This is a genomic window from Candidatus Binatia bacterium, from assembly GCA_036382395.1.
In the GTDB taxonomy this organism is placed as follows: domain Bacteria; phylum Desulfobacterota; class Binatia; order HRBIN30; family HRBIN30; genus JAGDMS01.
Window position 1 is genome coordinate 1 of the sequence record DASVHW010000289.1, and the last position, 15,414, is coordinate 15,414.

Sequence of the window (15,414 nt, forward strand, 5' to 3'; positions counted from 1 at the left end):
TGATGTCACCTACATCGTGACCCCCGGTGGATCCTTTAAGGCGTCAAACTTGAACTTGTCGAAGAGTAACGTCAACTGACCGCAGCCGCGCCGACGTGTACGAGACGCTTCGCCAATTGGTGAAGAGAGGCTGAGTCGGAACGAAGGGCAAGAGTCGGCCCATGGCTCCGCTGTCAACGCCGACGAACCACTAGGCGGGAATCTACGCGGCCCGCCGAGTCCTGCTCTTCGACTGCGTCCGTGTTGGTGCTGCCTTCGTGGCCAGTTGGACCAGCAGCTTGAGGGCCGCGTTGACTGCCTTTGCGCTCCCGAAGTGCGGCCAAACTGCCGGGTCGATCACGACGGCATGCACGCTCTCGCCAGTCACCAGGTGCGCGTACTTTCCTCTACGGCCGCGGCGCAGCCTGGAAAAATCCACCTCTGGAATCTCGCGTAGAGACTCTCGGCTGGGTCCTTCGAACTTATTCCCCTTCTTCATAGGCTCTCCGTTCACGCCGCGTCGCACGGCACGCACTGATGATCCGCACTATCTCTCCGCCGGCACGCTCTGCGAAAACGACCAAAAGAAGATTCAACTGCTGGGACATACCGACAGAGAGCAGATCTCGCAATGCAGAAGCCTCCCATCCCATGCTTCGACATGCTTTTCAGCACTTCGCCGGAATTTCAGGTGCGAGTTCTTACCGCCGCAAGCGCTCGCGGTAGACGCGGCTGAGCGGCAGGACGTTCACCGCACCGGTGATGTCGTTGGTGTCGACGTAGACCTCGGTCTCGTACACGTCCCTCACCGTAGCGTAGGTGATGACTTCCGACGGCGGTCCCAACCGCACCAGGCGCCCCGCCTTCAGCAGTGCCACCCGGTCGCAGTACAGGGCCGCCAGGTTCAAGTCGTGCAACACCGTCGCCAAGGTCATGCCCTCTGACTGCAGGTCACGCAGGAGGTCGTAGATCTCGACCGCGTGGCGGATGTCGAGGAAGGCGGCCGGTTCGTCGAGCAAGAGCACCTCTGGCTGTTGCGCCAACGCCCGTGCCAGGATGACGCGCTGGCGCTCGCCGCCGCTCAACTCGTGAATGGAGCGGTGCGCCAGTTCCAGCGTGCCGGTGCGCCGCATCGCCGCTTCCGCCACTTCGACGTCACGGTCGCCTTCGAAGGCGAAGCCGCCGAGGTGCGGGGCTCGTCCCATGAGCACCACTTCCATCACCGAGAAGGGGAACTCGATCGTCGTGTCTTGTGGGACGACGGCCATCCGGCGCGCCAGCTCTGACCGGCGCACGTGCGCCAGCGGCTGGCCATGCCACTGCACCGATCCAGCCTGCGGCTGAAGGATGCCGCTCATGATCCGCAGCGTCGTCGATTTTCCCGAACCGTTGGGCCCGAGAATGCCCAGGATCTCTCCCTGTTTGAGATCGAAGGATACATCGTCGAGCGCCGCTGCCAGCCGGTAACGGAAAGTCACCTGGCGCAGCGCCACGATCGGGCCGGGTGGTTCAGTCAAGGGCCTTCCTGCCTGTGCGCTTGAGGAGATAGATGAAGAAGGGGGCGCCACACAACGCGGTGACCACGCCCACGGGAATCTCGGTCGATCCGAGAACCGTGCGCGCCAGCGTATCGGCCCATACCAGAAAGATGCCGCCGGCGATGAAGCTCGCCGGCAGGAGCAGCCGATGATCGGCACCCAAGGCCAGGCGCAGGAGATGCGGTACGATCAGACCGACGAAGCCGATCATGCCGCTCACCGACACGACCGCGCCTACCAGGAGTGACGACGCCAGGAACACGACGCGACGCGTGCGTTCCACATCGACACCCAGCTGCAGCGCCGCTTCTTCACCCAGGGCCAGCACGTTCATGTGGCGGGCCTGCAGCGTCAACCATACGGCCGCCGCCACCGCATACAGCGCGATCACCCCGACCAGCCGGTAATTCTGCGTCGCCAGGCTGCCCATCAACCAGAACAGAATGCCGTGCGCTTGATAGAAGTCCGCGAGCGAGTTGACGAACATGATCAGGGCTCCGGTGAAGGCGCTGACGACCACGCCGGTCAGCAACAGCGTGTACGGCTGCAGGCGGCCGCGGACGAGTGCCAGGCGGTAAATGAGGAGGGTTGCGATCAACGCGCCGAGGAACGATCCGAGCGGCCCGGCGGACAACGCCGCCAGCGGCTGCTGTCCGGCAAGTATGATGGCCACGATTCCGCCCAGGGCCGCGCCACCCGAGATGCCAAGGATGTGCGGCTCGGCCAATGGATTGCGCAGCAGTCCCTGCAGCGCCGCGCCGGCCACCGCCAGCGCGCCACCGACGACAGCGCCCAGCAGCACCCGGGGCAAGCGCGTGTCGAAGAGAATGACGAAATCCGGATTCGACGTGTCAGACCATTGCAATGCCCGTCCCACATCGATGTGCACCGGGCCGATGAGCGCCGCGGCGCAGACTGTAACCGCCAACCCGGCCCCGAGCAGGGCGTTGACCACAAGGAAGCGGCGGCGGGTCAGGTAAGGTGCGGCCTTCATTGAAACCGTTCCGGATGGATGGTGCGGGCGATCGTGTCGAGCGCGTCAGGCATGCGCGGGCCGGGCCGCAGAAGCTGATAGGAACGGTAGCCATACAAGCGCTGCTCGCGGACGGCAGGCAGTGACGGGAACTGTCTCCAGAAGTCGAGCGCATGAGCGTTCTCTTCCGTCCCCATCGTCGCATCGATAATGACTTCCGGGGCCCACGCGATCACCACCTCGATATTCAGATGCGGCCACGCCAGCCCGGTACCGCCGGCCACGTTGATCCCATGGGCCATCCGAATCAGTTCATCCTGAAACATGCCGCTGCCGACCGCCACCAGCGGCTTCTGCCCGACCGCCATCAGCACCCGTCGCTGCGGCGCGTCACGCAAGCGCTCTTGAATGGCATCCATGCGAGCGTCGATCTGCTCGATCAGGTGACGGCCGGCGGCGGGACGGCCGATGGCCTGGGCGATGGTGTCGATGCTCTCGCGCATCTGGCGCACGGTGTCCCCCTCGACAATGACGACTTTCAGTCCGAGGCTCTGTAACGTCTTCACCGGATCCTGGTTGCCCGGGCTGGGCACGCCGATGATCAGATCGGGCCGCAGCGCGACGATCTCTTCCACGTTCGGTGTCAGGAAGCTCCCGACGCGTTGGATCTTTGCCACCTCCGGCGGGTAATCACAGTACGTCGAGACGCCCACGACCGCATCGCCGGCACCGAGCGCAAAGAGGGTTTCCGTCACCGACGGCGCTAAGGAAATGATGCGCTGCGGCTCGACGGCGTGGACGCGAATCGGCTGCAGAGATGCGGCGGCAAGGAGTTGCAGCGCGTAGAACGTGAAACGGAATGCGTGATGCGTGATGCCTGACGCGTGACGCCCACACACGCAGAAGCGGCGGATCATGGAATCACTTTTTCTCTCACGCATCAGGCGTCACGCATCAGTCCTCAGAACGTCACCTGCGCGCCGGCGAGGACGTTGATCGGCGGGGACTTGAAACCGCGCACTTCCTCGTAATTGCGGTCGAACAGGTTCTGCAACCGCGCGAACCAGCCGATGCGATAGGCCGCATGTACCGGCATCGGCATATCGTAGCGCAACGCGAGGTCCGCCCGCGTATACGCCGCCTGGTCGTTGACGTCTTGAAAGGTGAACGGATCCAGATCGTGCCGCTCGCCGACGAAGGTGACGTTCAGATCAGCGCCCAGGTGGTCGCCCGTGCGCAGCACGTGGTCACGCTGATAATCCAACGTTGTGGCCATGCGGTTGTGCGGCCGGCGCTCGAGTGTATTCAAGGCCGGTGACAACGGCGAAAAGCCCTGCTTTTGTGTCATTTTGAAATCGAGATAGGTGTACGTCCCGCGCAGCGACGCCCCGAAGAAAGGCCCAATGTTCAGCGCGGTCTCGACTCCACTGACGTCGGCCCGGCCGACGTTGCAAGGGTTGTAAAAGGTATCGGGCGTTGCTGCCGAATTGGGGCACAGCACCGGATCCGGTGGCGCGAACTGAATGAGATCTCTGGTGCGGCGCGTGAAGTAGGTGCCCTCGACCGAAAACCAGCGGCTTCCCAGACGTTGTTCCAGGCCGCCGTCGTATTCGCTGGAGACCTCCGGCTGCAGATCCGGGTTGCCGAAGTTCGGGTAGAACAGGTCGTTGAAGGTGGGCGCCTTGAAGCCTTCGGCGTAGCCACCCTTGATGCGCGTGGACCAGCGCCCATCGCCAGTCCAGTCCTGGAGGTAACCGACGGACCACGAACTGCTCACTTCGCGGCCAAAGTCTTGATTGCCGTCTACGCGAAACCCCGCGACCGCAACCAGCTTGTCCTCTAGCAACGAGACCTGCTGCTGCGCGTAACCGGCGTAGTTGGAACGACTATGCGCAAAGCGGATGCTGCTGCCATCCAGGTTGTCTTGCGTGACTCTGCCACTCTGCTCTTTGAACTCGAAGCCGACGGTACTGATGCCAACGGTTCCTTCGGCGTAGTTGACCTGTGTCTCTCCCGTAGCGATATCACTCGGCACGCGGGTGAGACCGGGAAAGTAGTGATCCCCTGGGAAATTCGGTGAGGCTCGTTCCTGTGAATCAGCCTGATCGGTGGTCAGGTTCAGCGTTCGCGTGTAGGCTCCCGAGACGCGATAGGTCAGATTCTTGAATGCTTCGTGTTCCCACTCGATCTTGGTGAGGTAGAACTCGTCGTGCTCGCGCGCGTCCGGATCAAGGAACTTTCCGAGGCCGGCGCCGATGTCGTTGTTGGCCAGTCCCAGGCTGGAGTCGGCAGACCGCCAGAAGCCGCGCAAGGTACCGTGCTCGATCGGCGTCACATCGAGGCGGAGGGCGCTGGTGAGATTCGAGAAGTCATCGTTGACGCGGCGAAAACCGCCGCTGGTCACATACCCGAGCGAGGCAGAGTAGGCCACCATGCCCGACTCGCCTGCCGCCGTGGCGAGCTGCGAGGACGTCCCAACGTTTCCGCCAGCGCTGGCCACGGAAAAATGCGGCGCGCCTTCACCCTTCTTGCTGATCACGTTCACCACGCCCCCGATCGCTTGCGAACCGTACAGGGCACCACCGGCACCTCGCAGCACCTCGATGCGGCCGACGTCGTCGGTCATGATGTTGCCGAAGTTGAAGCCGCCCAATGTGGGGCTATTCACTTCGACACCGTCGACCAGGATGAGCGACTGGCCGCTATTGGCGCCGCGGATGAACACGCTCGTCGCGGTTCCCGGCGACCCCGGCTGTGCAACGTCGACGCCAGGCACGTTGCGCAGCGCATCCGTGACCGTGATTGCTTGGCGATCCGCGATGTCCTGTTCCGAAACCACCGAGATCGAGTTGGTGACCGACTCCAGCGGCGCTTCCGTTCGCGTGGCGGTCACCACCACCGTCCCGAGCGGCCTCTCGGCCTGCTCGTCCGCTACCGCCATTCCCACTTGCCCCCAAAGGGCCACCACTACCGTGACAGACGCGAGTGTTCTCATCACCTCTCCTCCTCCTCAACGTGAACTCAATATAAAGCGATACTCGATGCGCCCGCGCAGCGGTTTCGAAAGACCGTCAGGCGGCAGGCGGAAGCGGCTCTGACGGGCAACCGCGATCGCTGCTTCGTCGAGAGCCGGGTAGCCGGAGGACCGCCCCAAGCGCGCGCCGTTTACCGAACCGTCGGCGAGTACGGACAGTGCAACTTCTACCGTGCCCTGCCAGCCGCGCGCGCGGGCAATGAGCGGATAGTAGGGCTCCGGACAGTAGACACAGAAGGCGCGTCGGTCGAGACCGTCACCTATTCCCGAGCCGGGCGCGTGGCCCGAACCTGTGCCGGACAGGTGCGCTATTTCATCTCCGCCCGCACCGTCGAGATTTCCTGATTCGGCGGAAGCAGTGACTAGTTGCGCCTGCGCGGCCGCGTCTACTGCCACTGGTTCCGACCGCTGCTTTTTCGCGATGGCGTGCGATGGCCTCTTTGGGCCTTGTGCACGAACTCGAGGAGAACGGATCTGGCGGGGAGCGACGTCCCGGCGTGCCGGTTCAGGAGGTGGCAGGGCAGCAGGGGCGTCGCCAGACGAAACGCCAGCGGGCTCTTGCCGGCCTTTGCCGGACAGGAGCGAAATGCGAATCAGCGGCGGCGCACTCGCCCTGACCAAGGGGACCGCAGCGGTGGCTGCGACCAGCGCCGCGTGCAAGGTGAGCGACAGCGCCACGCTGGCGGACCAGCGTGTGCTCCGTGTGCCAAGAGAATCGTTCGCGTCCCGTCGCCGCATAACCAAGAGCCTCGACTCCCTCCGGAGATCGAGGCGCTGACGGGATCGCGTCGTTAGTGGTCCCGGCCCGCCGCCCCCCTCCGGAGCATCAGTCCGCTCATGCGATCAGGCAGGTCTCCTGGCTTGGGGATCATCCTCGCGCCGCGCCTTCCCGTCCGAACCATTTCGGACAGTGGCCAGTATTGCGGCACTCGTCCCCCCACACAGTTGCGGGGCAGCGGGGGTTTCACACCCCCTTCCCTCTTGGCCCTAAACTTCAGGGACCTGATCGTGCGCCGCGTGTACTGCGCTTTCGATTCGAAGTCAACTGACCCGAACGCGGGCGGTGGCCGCACCGGTCGAGTGCACGTGCACCTCATCCGTAATGCGGCTATAGGTTTTTGCATGAACCATCCGCTCGAAGTCCGACGCATGGCGGAAGAGAACCAGCTCAAGATCACCTGGAACGATGGCCACGTGAGTTTGTATCCGCTGCCGTATCTGCGCGGGTGGTGTCCATGTGCTGTATGTCAGGGGCATGGCGGTGAACGCCGCTACGTGCGCGCGCAGAACACGGAACTGACCAACATTGCCGTGGTCGGCAAGTACGCGCTGGGCCTCACCTGGGGTGACGGTCACGACACCGGTATCTACTCGTACGCCTATCTGCGCCCACTGTGCCCGTGCGCGGACTGCCACCCGACGACGTAGCGCGCGGCGCCGCCTCGCCCATATGGCATATGGCGTATTGCTTATCGCCAGGGACCAGACGCCATATGCCAGGCTCACAAATGCGCCATCTGATCCAGTGCTTCCGCCCGCCACTGGTCGCTCTGTCGCGCGATGACGTGGATGGAGCCCAGCTCTGCGGTCAGGTCGCGGCGGTGCGCCTCGTCGAGCGCCAAGAGCTCGGCCACGATGCAGCGGATCACGCCCTTGTGCAGGACGAAGAGCAATTCGCCCCGTGGTGCCCGCGCCAGCACCTCATGCAGCGCCCGCGCCACGCGGGCGCGAAAGTCGCGGTTCGACTCTCCGCCGGGATAGGTGAAGTCCGCCCCGAGCCCTTCCCATTCGGCATAGAGTCGCGGGTGCCGTGCCCGGATCTCGTCTGCTGTGAGCCCTTCCCACTCGCCGAAATCGATCTCATCGAAGCCGGCGAGCTGCATCAGCATCGGGGCGCGATCGCTGGCGGCTCGCGCGCTACTGATGATCCGTGCCGCCTCGGCGGCGCGCGAGAGCGTGCTGGTGTACACCGCGGCGAAGCGCTGGGTTACCAACGTGGCCCGCACCCGTTCCATCTGTATCCGCCCCAGGTCGCTGAGCGGCACGTTGGTCCGTCCGTAATAGCGGATGCTCGACTGTCCTGCAGTTTCGCCGTGACGAACGAGCGTAAGGCGCATCGACGACTGGTTCATTGATGCAGCCCGCCCTCACCCCGACCCTCTCCCAGAGGGCGAGGGAGAAGAAAGTGATCCAACTCCCGTCTGGTGCTCGCTCGGATAGCCGAAGAAGGTACGGGCCGCACCTGCGGTTCGCGTCACCAAGGCATCGGGGACGAACACGTAGAACCGCCAGAGCGCAGCGTAGCGTGCCTCGAGCGCCTTGATTTCTGAGTTCGGCTGGTCATCGCACTGGTTGAGCGCCGTCAAACCTCCGGGCGTCCGCACCAGCGCGGCGGCCTCTTTCATGACCGTCAGTGCCGGGCAATAGACGATGACCTCCGCCGCGTCACAGCCGAGCTCGCGCGCCAGGGTTTCCTCGGCGTCACGGCGGTTGCTGGCGGACTCGTGGAAGCGTTCGACCAGGCGGCGGCGTTCTTTCTCCGCCACGCTCAGCGCCGACACCACGTATCCGCGTTTGAGCAGGACACGTCTTTCCAACCGCTCAACCAGGCCCACGATCCGCGGGTCCGGACGCTGAGCGCTGGGGATTTCTTTCAACCGCTGCAACAAGCTCCAGTCGTTGAGCTGCAACAGTTCCTCTTCCTTCAACGCCCCGTGTTCGTGGGCGAGTTCCACGGCCTTGGAGATCATCGCCCCCGCCGCCACCTTGGTGTGATGGTAGTAGACGCGTTCGGTCAGGAAGTAGCGCAAGCGCAGCAGTTGTACCGTTTCCGACCGCGCATCGGGCCGCTCCATCCCGTGCTTGGTCATGTTGATCACCAGTTGGTCACCATCGACGATGAAGTAACGGAAAATGCGCTGGTCGTAGTGTGGCGCCAGGCCGGCGAAGTAGGCATCGCGGTGGAGGTAATCGAGCAAGTCCGCGTCAATGGTGCTGGAGATGATCTGCCGGGACCATGCGGGCACGGTGATGGCCGGCGCGCTTTCCACGCCCAGCATCGCCGCGAGGGCGTGCTTGACGCCTAGCGCCGCCAGCCGTTCGCCCAAGGCACCATTGAAAAGGGCGATGAAGCGCACCCCCTTGTCGTGACGCGGGAACAGTCGCCGTTCGTCCTCCAACGTGTGCCCGAAGGGCACGTGCGTCACGTCATGGAGCAGCGCCGCCGCACCGATGAGCTGCTCCATATCCGCCTCGACCTGGGTGCCCGACGCCCGCACGGCGTTGATGATGCGCTTGCTCAGCGCATTGACGCCGAGCGAATGATCGAAGCGGGTGTGCACACAGCCGGGGTACACCAGGCTGGCGGTGCCCAGCTGCTTGATACCGCGCAGCCGCTGCATCTCCGGCGTATCGAGCACCTGTTGCTCGAGCGGGCTGAGCGAGATGTCGCCGTGGATGGGATCGCGGATCAGCATCGCCTATACGATACCGTTCTCACCAGCGCTCGTCGAACGTGATCTGGACAGCTTTCATTCACAGCTCAACGCGGCGCTGGGGTCTCTGGCGCCGCGGCCCTCCGCCCGCCCGGCAGCCAGCGGCCGCGTTCGAGCGCGACCAGCGACAGAATGACGATGGCCTGAATGACCGACACCAGCACGGACGACACGCCGGCGGCGCGTTGCATGGCGTTGGAGCCGGCGTCGAGCGCGCCGAAGAAAAACGCCGCGACCACCACACCGGCCGGAGACAGCCGGCCGAGCAGGCCGACGGCGATGGCGGTGAAGCCCCAGCCGGGAGAAAAGCGCTCGTACAGCCGGTGGGTCACCGCACTGACTTCGATACCCCCGGCCAATCCCGCCAGCGCCCCGCTGAGCGTCATCGCCAGGAGCAGGCGGCGGTCGACGTCGATGCCGGCGAGTCGCGCCGCTGCGATGTTCAATCCGGAGGCGCGCATCTCGTAGCCCAAGATGCTGCGGTACAGCAGCACGTGCGTGCCGGCAGCGATCACGAGCGCGAGCAGCAGGCCGAGATGCGCGCGGTGCCCCAGCACCAGGCGAGGCATCCACAGGGCGGCGGTGACGGCATCGGTTTGCGGGTAGCGGCCGGCCGCTTCCATCAGCGGCCCCTGCACGAGGTAGCTGATCAGTCCAAGCGCCATGAAGTTCAACATGATCGTGCTGATGACTTCGTTGACGTTGCGGCGCAACTTGAGCTGGCCGGCGATGCCTGCCCAGCCCGCGCCCGCCGCCGCCGCCGCCACGAGATAGACGGCAAGCGTGAGCCCCGCCGGCAGCGGCAGGTTGTGCGTGCCCAATGCCGCCATCGTGAGCGCACCCATCAAGAGTTGTCCTTCCACACCGATATTCCACACGCCCGCCTGGAAGGAGACGGCAATCGCCAACCCGGCCAGCAGCAAGGGACAGCTCTTGACGGCCACCTCGGAAAGACTGTCGACGCTGCCAAAGGCGCCCTCGACCAGCGCACCGAAGGCGACGGCAGGATCGCCGCCGGACAGCGCGATGATGAGCGCGCTGGCGGCCAACGCACCAGCAAGCGCCAGCAGAGACGGACCGAAACGGTCGGCCAATGCGCGCATCAGTGCGGCACTCCGGCCATCAGCAGGCCCAAGCGCTCGGTGTCGATCGGCGGTTCAAGCGCCGGGCTCAGGTGGCCACGCGAGAGGACACTGACACGGTGACTGAGATCGAGCACCTCGTCGAGGTCGGTGGAAATCAAGACGACGGCGCAGCCGCGCCGCGCACTGTCGAGCAGCGCGTCGGCGACCGCACGCGTGGCCGCTACGTCCAGGCCACGACTCGGGTTGGCCGCGATGAGCACGGCCGGGTCCGCCGCCAACGCCCGGGCCACGACCACCCGTTGCTGGTTGCCGCCGGAGAGTGACCGCACCGGCTCTTGCAGGCCGGCGCGAATGCCATATTGGCGTGCCGCCTCGGCAGCAACACGCCGCGCCGCATCCAGGTCCACCATGCCCCAACGGCCGCAGCGATCGAGCAGCACACGGCTGAGGAGTAGATTCTCCTGCACCGTCATCGGCAACACCAGCCCTTGGTGTTGCCGGTCGGGCGGAATGTGCCCGATACCGGCGGCCAACGCCGCGCGTGGCGTGCAGGTTGTGCGCGGCCGGCCCCGCACGCTCACCGTTCCGCTCGCAGGCCGCCGCAGCCCCACGAGCACTTCGAACAGCTCCTGCTGTCCGTTGCCGTCCACGCCCGCGATGCCGAAGATTTCCCCGGCGCGCACGGTGAAACTCACATCGACCAGCACCGGCGCACTGGTCCCGCCACCAACAGCGAGCTGCGACACTTGGAGGACGATCTCGCCAGCGGCGTGTGCCGCCACGCGTGGCCGTACCGGCGCCACATCACCGATCATCCGCTCTGCCATTTCGCGCTCGCTGAGATCCGCCGTCGCATAGGTTCCGACGTTGCGCCCGCGGCGCATGATGGTGACACGATCGGCAACCTCTCGAACCTCACGCAGCTTGTGCGTGATGAAAACGACCAGTCGACCCTGGCTGCGTAATTGCCGCAGGAGGACGAACAGCGTGCGAACCTCCTGCGGGGTGAGCACCGCCGTCGGTTCGTCGAGGATGAGCACGCGCTGCGCATGAGCGAGCGCTTTCAGGATCTCGATCCGTTGGCGCGCGCCAACGGGAAGCTGGGACACGGGTACCTCCAGGGGGCTCAGGTCGAGGCCGATACGTTGCGCCAGCGCCGCTGCCTCGGTCGCCGCGGCGGCGCGGTCGTACCGCCAGCGCGACTGCCGCGGCAGGCTGAGGGCCAGGTTTTCCGCCACCGTCAGTGCCTCCACCAAGGTGAAGTGCTGGTGCACCATACCGATGCCGGCGTTCCGGGCCTGACGCGGCGAGGCAAAGGAAACGGGCCGCCCATCAAACAACAGGTTGCCGGCATCAGGACGGAGGGAGCCGGCGAGGATGTGCATGAGCGTGGACTTGCCGGCGCCGTTTTCTCCGAGCACGGCGTGGATCTCGCCGGCACGAAAATCGAGATTGACGTCGGCAAGCGCCTGAGTATTCCCAAAGCGTTTGCTCACGCCGCGCACAGCGAGCCGCGGCGCGGCGACGTCCGGTTCAGCGGGATTCGGCACCGGCGTGTGCGAGTTGCGGGTCAAAATTCAGCGGTTGGCACTTTCAGCGTGCCGGCGATGATCGCTTGGCGCGCCTGCTCGATGCGCTCGCGGACGGCTGCCGGAATCTCGGGCTCGAGGCGCGGGTTCAGGATCAGTTTGATGACGCCATCTTTCATCCCCATGCGCTCGACTTTCCCCGTGAAATGACCTTCCTTCACCTCGCGGGCGACTTCCACAAAGGCATATGGAATGTCGCCGACGGCGCTGGCGATGACGACGTCGGGTGCGACATCGTTTTGGTCCTTGTTGCTGCCGAAGGCGTAGACATGTTTCATCTGCGCCGCCTGAAACACGCCGAGGCCGGCGGCATCTGCATTGTGAAACAGAAAGTCGCAGCCTTGCTGCACCAGCGCCAGCGCCGCTTCCTTGGCCGCACCGACATCCTCCCAGTTGCCGACGTACGAGGTGACCACGGTGAAATCCGGCCGCACGGCTTTGGCCCCGGCCTGAAAAGCGATGATGGTGCTCTTCACCGAAGGGATCTCGATGCCGCCGACGACGCCCGCCTTGCCGCTCTTCGACATCGCCCCGGCCAGCATGCCTTCGAGATAGGTAGCCTCTTCGAGCATGAAACGCAGGGGAGCCACGTTCGGCCGCACCGTATTGCCGGAGGTGGTGATGAACACCGTGTGGGGGAAATCCGGCGCCACTGCGGCGGCGGCATCCTGGAACTCAAACCCGTGACCGAACACGAGCTGGTAGCCGCGGCGGGCGAAGTCGCGGAAGCCCTCCTCGAACTCGGCGGGGGTTTTCGTCTGAATTTGACTGACTTCGGCCCCGAGTTGGTCGCGAATTGCCAGCAGGCCCTCATAGGCCAAGGCGTTCCAGCCAGCGTCACTGACCGGACCGGGGCTCAGCAAAGCCACCTTGAACGACGGCGCCGCGGCGGGGGTACCGGCGGACGCGGCCGCCGGCGCCGAGTTGCGTTGACAGCCAGCCGACGCAAAGAGCAGCATCAGCACCAGGCAGAGCCGGCTCGGGAGATCCATACTGCCTGGTTTATAGCGGACGGCTCTTCACCGCCGCAAGGATTTGACCGGGGTGGTGAACTCGGACACCATAGGTTGGATGCGCTGGTGTTGGGTCATTTGTGCCCTCTGGCTGTGGGGCAGCACGTTGGCGGCGCCCGCGGCGGCGGCCGTGCGCGTGGTCGCAACGATTTTTCCAGTGGCCGACATGGTGCGTCAGATCGGCGGGGAGTTGGTGGACGTGGCGACGCTGCTGCCGGCCGGCGCCAGCCCGCATACGTTCGAACCCACACCGGATCAGGTACGCACAGTCGCTCAGGCTACGGTATTCGTCGAAATCGGGGCCGGACTGGATACCTGGGCCGGCAAGCTCAAAGCGGCGCGCAGTGGCCCGCTGACCGTGGTCACATTGACCGTGGGCCTGCCGCTACTCGGGGCGACACCGGAACGCGGTGAGCCTCACGGTGGCGACCCGCATGTCTGGCTCGACCCGGTGCTGGTGCGAGATCACTTGGTGCCAGCTATCGCCAGGGGATTGAGTCAGGCAGATCCGAGCCACCAGGTCGAGTTTCAACGGGGGGCCGCCGGCTTTCAGACTGCCCTGACGCAGCTCGATGCCGACATCAGGGCAACCCTGGCCCCTGCGGTCAATCGCAACTACGTCGCTTTTCACTCCGCCTGGCGATACTTCGGCCAGCGCTACGACTTGCACGAGGTGGCAGTGGTAGAAGGCTTCCCCGGCAAGGAGGCGTCGGCGCTGGAAGTCGCCGGGGTGGTGGACAAGGCCCGTGCGGCGCACGTGCGGGTCGTACTCATGGAACCGCAGTTCAATCCACGGATGGCAGAGCAGATCGCGCACGAGATCGGCGCGCAGGTGCTGCTTGTCGATCCGCTGGGCGGACCCGGACTGTCCGACCGCAGCCATTACCTTGAACTCCTGCGCTATAACTTGCGGGTGTTTGCCAAGGCTCTCCTGTGACCACAGCAGCTCTTCCCATGGTGGATGTCCGCGACCTTGCCGTTGAGATCGACGGGCATCCGGTGTTGTGGGACATCAACTTCTCCGTTCCCACCGGCAACTTCCTCGGGATCATCGGGCCAAACGGCGCCGGCAAGACCACGCTGTTGCGCGTTTTGCTCGGACTGATCGCCCCGAGCCGCGGTGCGGTACGGGTCCTCCACCGCTCGCCGGCGGAGCTGGGACATGGTGCGCATCAGATCGGCTACGTGCCGCAGCGGCTGGAGTTCGATCCGCGATTTCCAGTGTCGGTACGCGATGTCGTCATGATGGGCCGCGTCTGTTGTCTCGGTTTGTTCCGCTTTCCGCGCCGCGAAGACTGGCGCAAGGTGGATGAATCCATTCGCCTGGTCGGTCTTTCCGGGCAAGAGCACCGTCGTATCGGTGAGCTGTCCGGCGGAGAGCAGCAGCGCGCCTTCTTGGCCCGGGCGCTGTGCGCAGAAACCAAGCTGCTCCTGCTCGACGAGGCGACGACGGGACTCGACCTGCCGGCGCAGCACGAGATGTACGCGCTCTTGCAGCGGCTGCGCCGCGAATTAGGACTCACCGTGATCGCGGTGTCGCACGACCTCCTGGCACTCGGGGTCCACGCTGACAAGCTGATCTGCATCAACGGCACCACCCACATCCACGGCAATCCGCAGACGGTGTTGCAGAGCCATCAGCTGCGCGAGGCCTACCGCTGCGAGTTCGATTTCCTGTCCCACGAGGCGGAGGAAAGCCTCGGAGCATCACGATGACGGAGCTGCTCAGTTACGGATTCATGCAGCGCGCCCTGATTGCCGGGGTCCTGGTGGGCGTGCTCTGCGGGGTCTTGGGCTTCTTCGTCGTTTTGAAGCGGATGTCGTTCATCGGCGTGGGCATCTCCCACTCCGCCTTCGGCGGCATCGCCATCGGGGTGCTGCTTGGCATTGAGCCCTTGATCGCAGCGGCGGTGTTCGCAACCATCGTCGCCTGGGCTATTGGTTGGCTGAGCCGTACCGGGCGGCTGCACGAGGACACCAGCATCGGCATTCTCTTTTCATCGTCGATGGCGTTGGGTGTGGCGCTCATCAGCTTGTCACGCACCTATCAGGTCGACCTCTTCGGCTATCTCTTCGGCAACATCCTGTCGGTGTCGTCCACCGATCTCTGGCTGCTGGCGGGGATATCGCTCTTCGTACTTGCCGCGGTCGTACTGTTGTTCAAGGAGTTCCTTTTTCTCTCCTTTGACGAAGAGGTCGCACGCGCCAGCGGCCTGCCGGTCAGCGCCTTGTGGTTTCTGCTGCTCACCTGCCTGGCGTTGGCGGTGGTGGCGGCGATTCGTGTCGTGGGCATCATTCTGGTCGAGGCACTGCTCGTGATTCCAGCGGCGATCGGCTACCAGGTGGCGCAGGGATACCGGGCAATGGTGTGCGTTTCCGTCCTCAGCGCCGTGACGGCAGCCATCGCCGGGCTGTTCATATCGTATTTCTTCAACGTCGCCGCAGGAGCGACGATCGTTCTCACGCTGACGCTGATCTTCTTTCTCGCGCTGGCGGTAGCCCGCAACCGGCGGACGGCGGTGCGCCAGCCGGCCGTGGCGGCCGAAAACGTTCGGCCCGCACGGTGATGCGAGCTGTCGGTCTGACGGATTCGAGCTACGGACCGATGTGGACCACAATCTGCGCCGGCGCGCCGACGTTGCGGTCGGTGTCTCGCAAACGCACGGTCAACACCGTGTCCCCCTGCGGGAATTGATCCGGCGTATCGAC

At 64.8% G+C, this 15,414-nt stretch carries 15 protein-coding genes and 1 riboswitch; of the genes, 4 read left to right on the forward strand and 11 right to left on the reverse strand.

Annotated features, from left to right (window positions below):
* Positions 1-202 precede the first annotated feature (202 nt).
* From VF515_13630 to VF515_13655, 6 genes are all read right to left on the reverse strand, one after another.
* On the reverse strand, positions 203-478 hold the full coding sequence (locus VF515_13630) for a hypothetical protein (GenBank protein ID HEX7408676.1): 276 nt from the start codon (positions 476-478) through the stop codon (positions 203-205).
* A gap of 202 nt (positions 479-680) precedes the next feature.
* Positions 681-1,496, reverse strand: coding sequence for a heme ABC transporter ATP-binding protein (locus tag VF515_13635; protein ID HEX7408677.1), 816 nt, complete (start codon positions 1,494-1,496; stop codon positions 681-683).
* On the reverse strand, positions 1,489-2,511 hold the full coding sequence (locus tag VF515_13640; GenBank protein HEX7408678.1) for an iron ABC transporter permease: 1,023 nt from the start codon (positions 2,509-2,511) through the stop codon (positions 1,489-1,491). The genes VF515_13635 and VF515_13640 overlap by 8 nt, the downstream gene beginning before the upstream one ends.
* Positions 2,508-3,431 (reverse strand): cobalamin-binding protein, encoded by a 924-nt coding sequence (locus VF515_13645; GenBank protein ID HEX7408679.1) that lies wholly within the window; start codon positions 3,429-3,431, stop codon positions 2,508-2,510. Before VF515_13645 ends, VF515_13640 begins: the two co-directional genes overlap by 4 nt.
* Before the next feature lie 20 nt (positions 3,432-3,451).
* Positions 3,452-5,485 carry a TonB-dependent receptor gene (locus VF515_13650; GenBank protein HEX7408680.1) on the reverse strand — a complete coding sequence of 678 codons (2,034 nt, stop codon included), beginning with the start codon at positions 5,483-5,485 and terminating at the stop codon, positions 3,452-3,454.
* A gap of 15 nt (positions 5,486-5,500) precedes the next feature.
* Positions 5,501-5,920 carry an energy transducer TonB gene (locus tag VF515_13655; protein HEX7408681.1) on the reverse strand — a complete coding sequence of 140 codons (420 nt, stop codon included), beginning with the start codon at positions 5,918-5,920 and terminating at the stop codon, positions 5,501-5,503.
* Between the two features lie 432 nt (positions 5,921-6,352).
* Positions 6,353-6,545: riboswitch (cobalamin riboswitch) on the reverse strand.
* Between the two features lie 101 nt (positions 6,546-6,646).
* Between VF515_13655 and VF515_13660 the strand changes: the two genes are divergently transcribed.
* Entirely contained in the window at positions 6,647-6,952 is a 306-nt protein-coding gene (locus tag VF515_13660) for a DUF971 domain-containing protein (protein ID HEX7408682.1), read from the forward strand.
* A 74-nt stretch (positions 6,953-7,026) separates the two neighbouring features.
* On the opposite strand, the gene VF515_13665 is transcribed toward VF515_13660, so the two are convergent.
* The 5 genes from VF515_13665 to VF515_13685 form a co-directional block, all read right to left on the reverse strand.
* Entirely contained in the window at positions 7,027-7,641 is a 615-nt protein-coding gene (locus VF515_13665) for a histidine phosphatase family protein (protein ID HEX7408683.1), read from the reverse strand.
* A 30-nt stretch (positions 7,642-7,671) separates the two neighbouring features.
* Positions 7,672-9,000 (reverse strand): HD domain-containing protein, encoded by a 1,329-nt coding sequence (locus VF515_13670; protein HEX7408684.1) that lies wholly within the window; start codon positions 8,998-9,000, stop codon positions 7,672-7,674.
* Positions 9,001-9,065: 65 nt separating this feature from the next.
* Entirely contained in the window at positions 9,066-10,121 is a 1,056-nt protein-coding gene (locus tag VF515_13675) for an ABC transporter permease (protein HEX7408685.1), read from the reverse strand.
* On the reverse strand, positions 10,121-11,599 hold the full coding sequence (locus VF515_13680; GenBank protein HEX7408686.1) for an ABC transporter ATP-binding protein: 1,479 nt from the start codon (positions 11,597-11,599) through the stop codon (positions 10,121-10,123). The genes VF515_13675 and VF515_13680 overlap by 1 nt, the downstream gene beginning before the upstream one ends.
* 74 nt (positions 11,600-11,673) lie before the next feature.
* Complete coding sequence (locus VF515_13685) at positions 11,674-12,684, reverse strand: BMP family protein (GenBank protein HEX7408687.1); 1,011 nt, start codon at positions 12,682-12,684, stop codon at positions 11,674-11,676.
* A gap of 52 nt (positions 12,685-12,736) precedes the next feature.
* On the opposite strand from VF515_13685, the gene VF515_13690 reads away from it, so the two are divergent.
* Genes VF515_13690 through VF515_13700 form a run of 3 tightly spaced genes read left to right on the forward strand, consistent with a single transcriptional unit; the run spans position 12,737 to position 15,272 of the window.
* Entirely contained in the window at positions 12,737-13,642 is a 906-nt protein-coding gene (locus VF515_13690; protein HEX7408688.1) for a metal ABC transporter substrate-binding protein, read from the forward strand.
* Complete coding sequence (locus VF515_13695) at positions 13,639-14,421, forward strand: ABC transporter ATP-binding protein (protein ID HEX7408689.1); 783 nt, start codon at positions 13,639-13,641, stop codon at positions 14,419-14,421. The genes VF515_13690 and VF515_13695 overlap by 4 nt, the downstream gene beginning before the upstream one ends.
* On the forward strand, positions 14,418-15,272 hold the full coding sequence (locus tag VF515_13700; protein HEX7408690.1) for a metal ABC transporter permease: 855 nt from the start codon (positions 14,418-14,420) through the stop codon (positions 15,270-15,272). Before VF515_13695 ends, VF515_13700 begins: the two co-directional genes overlap by 4 nt.
* The last annotated feature ends 142 nt before the right edge of the window (positions 15,273-15,414 follow it).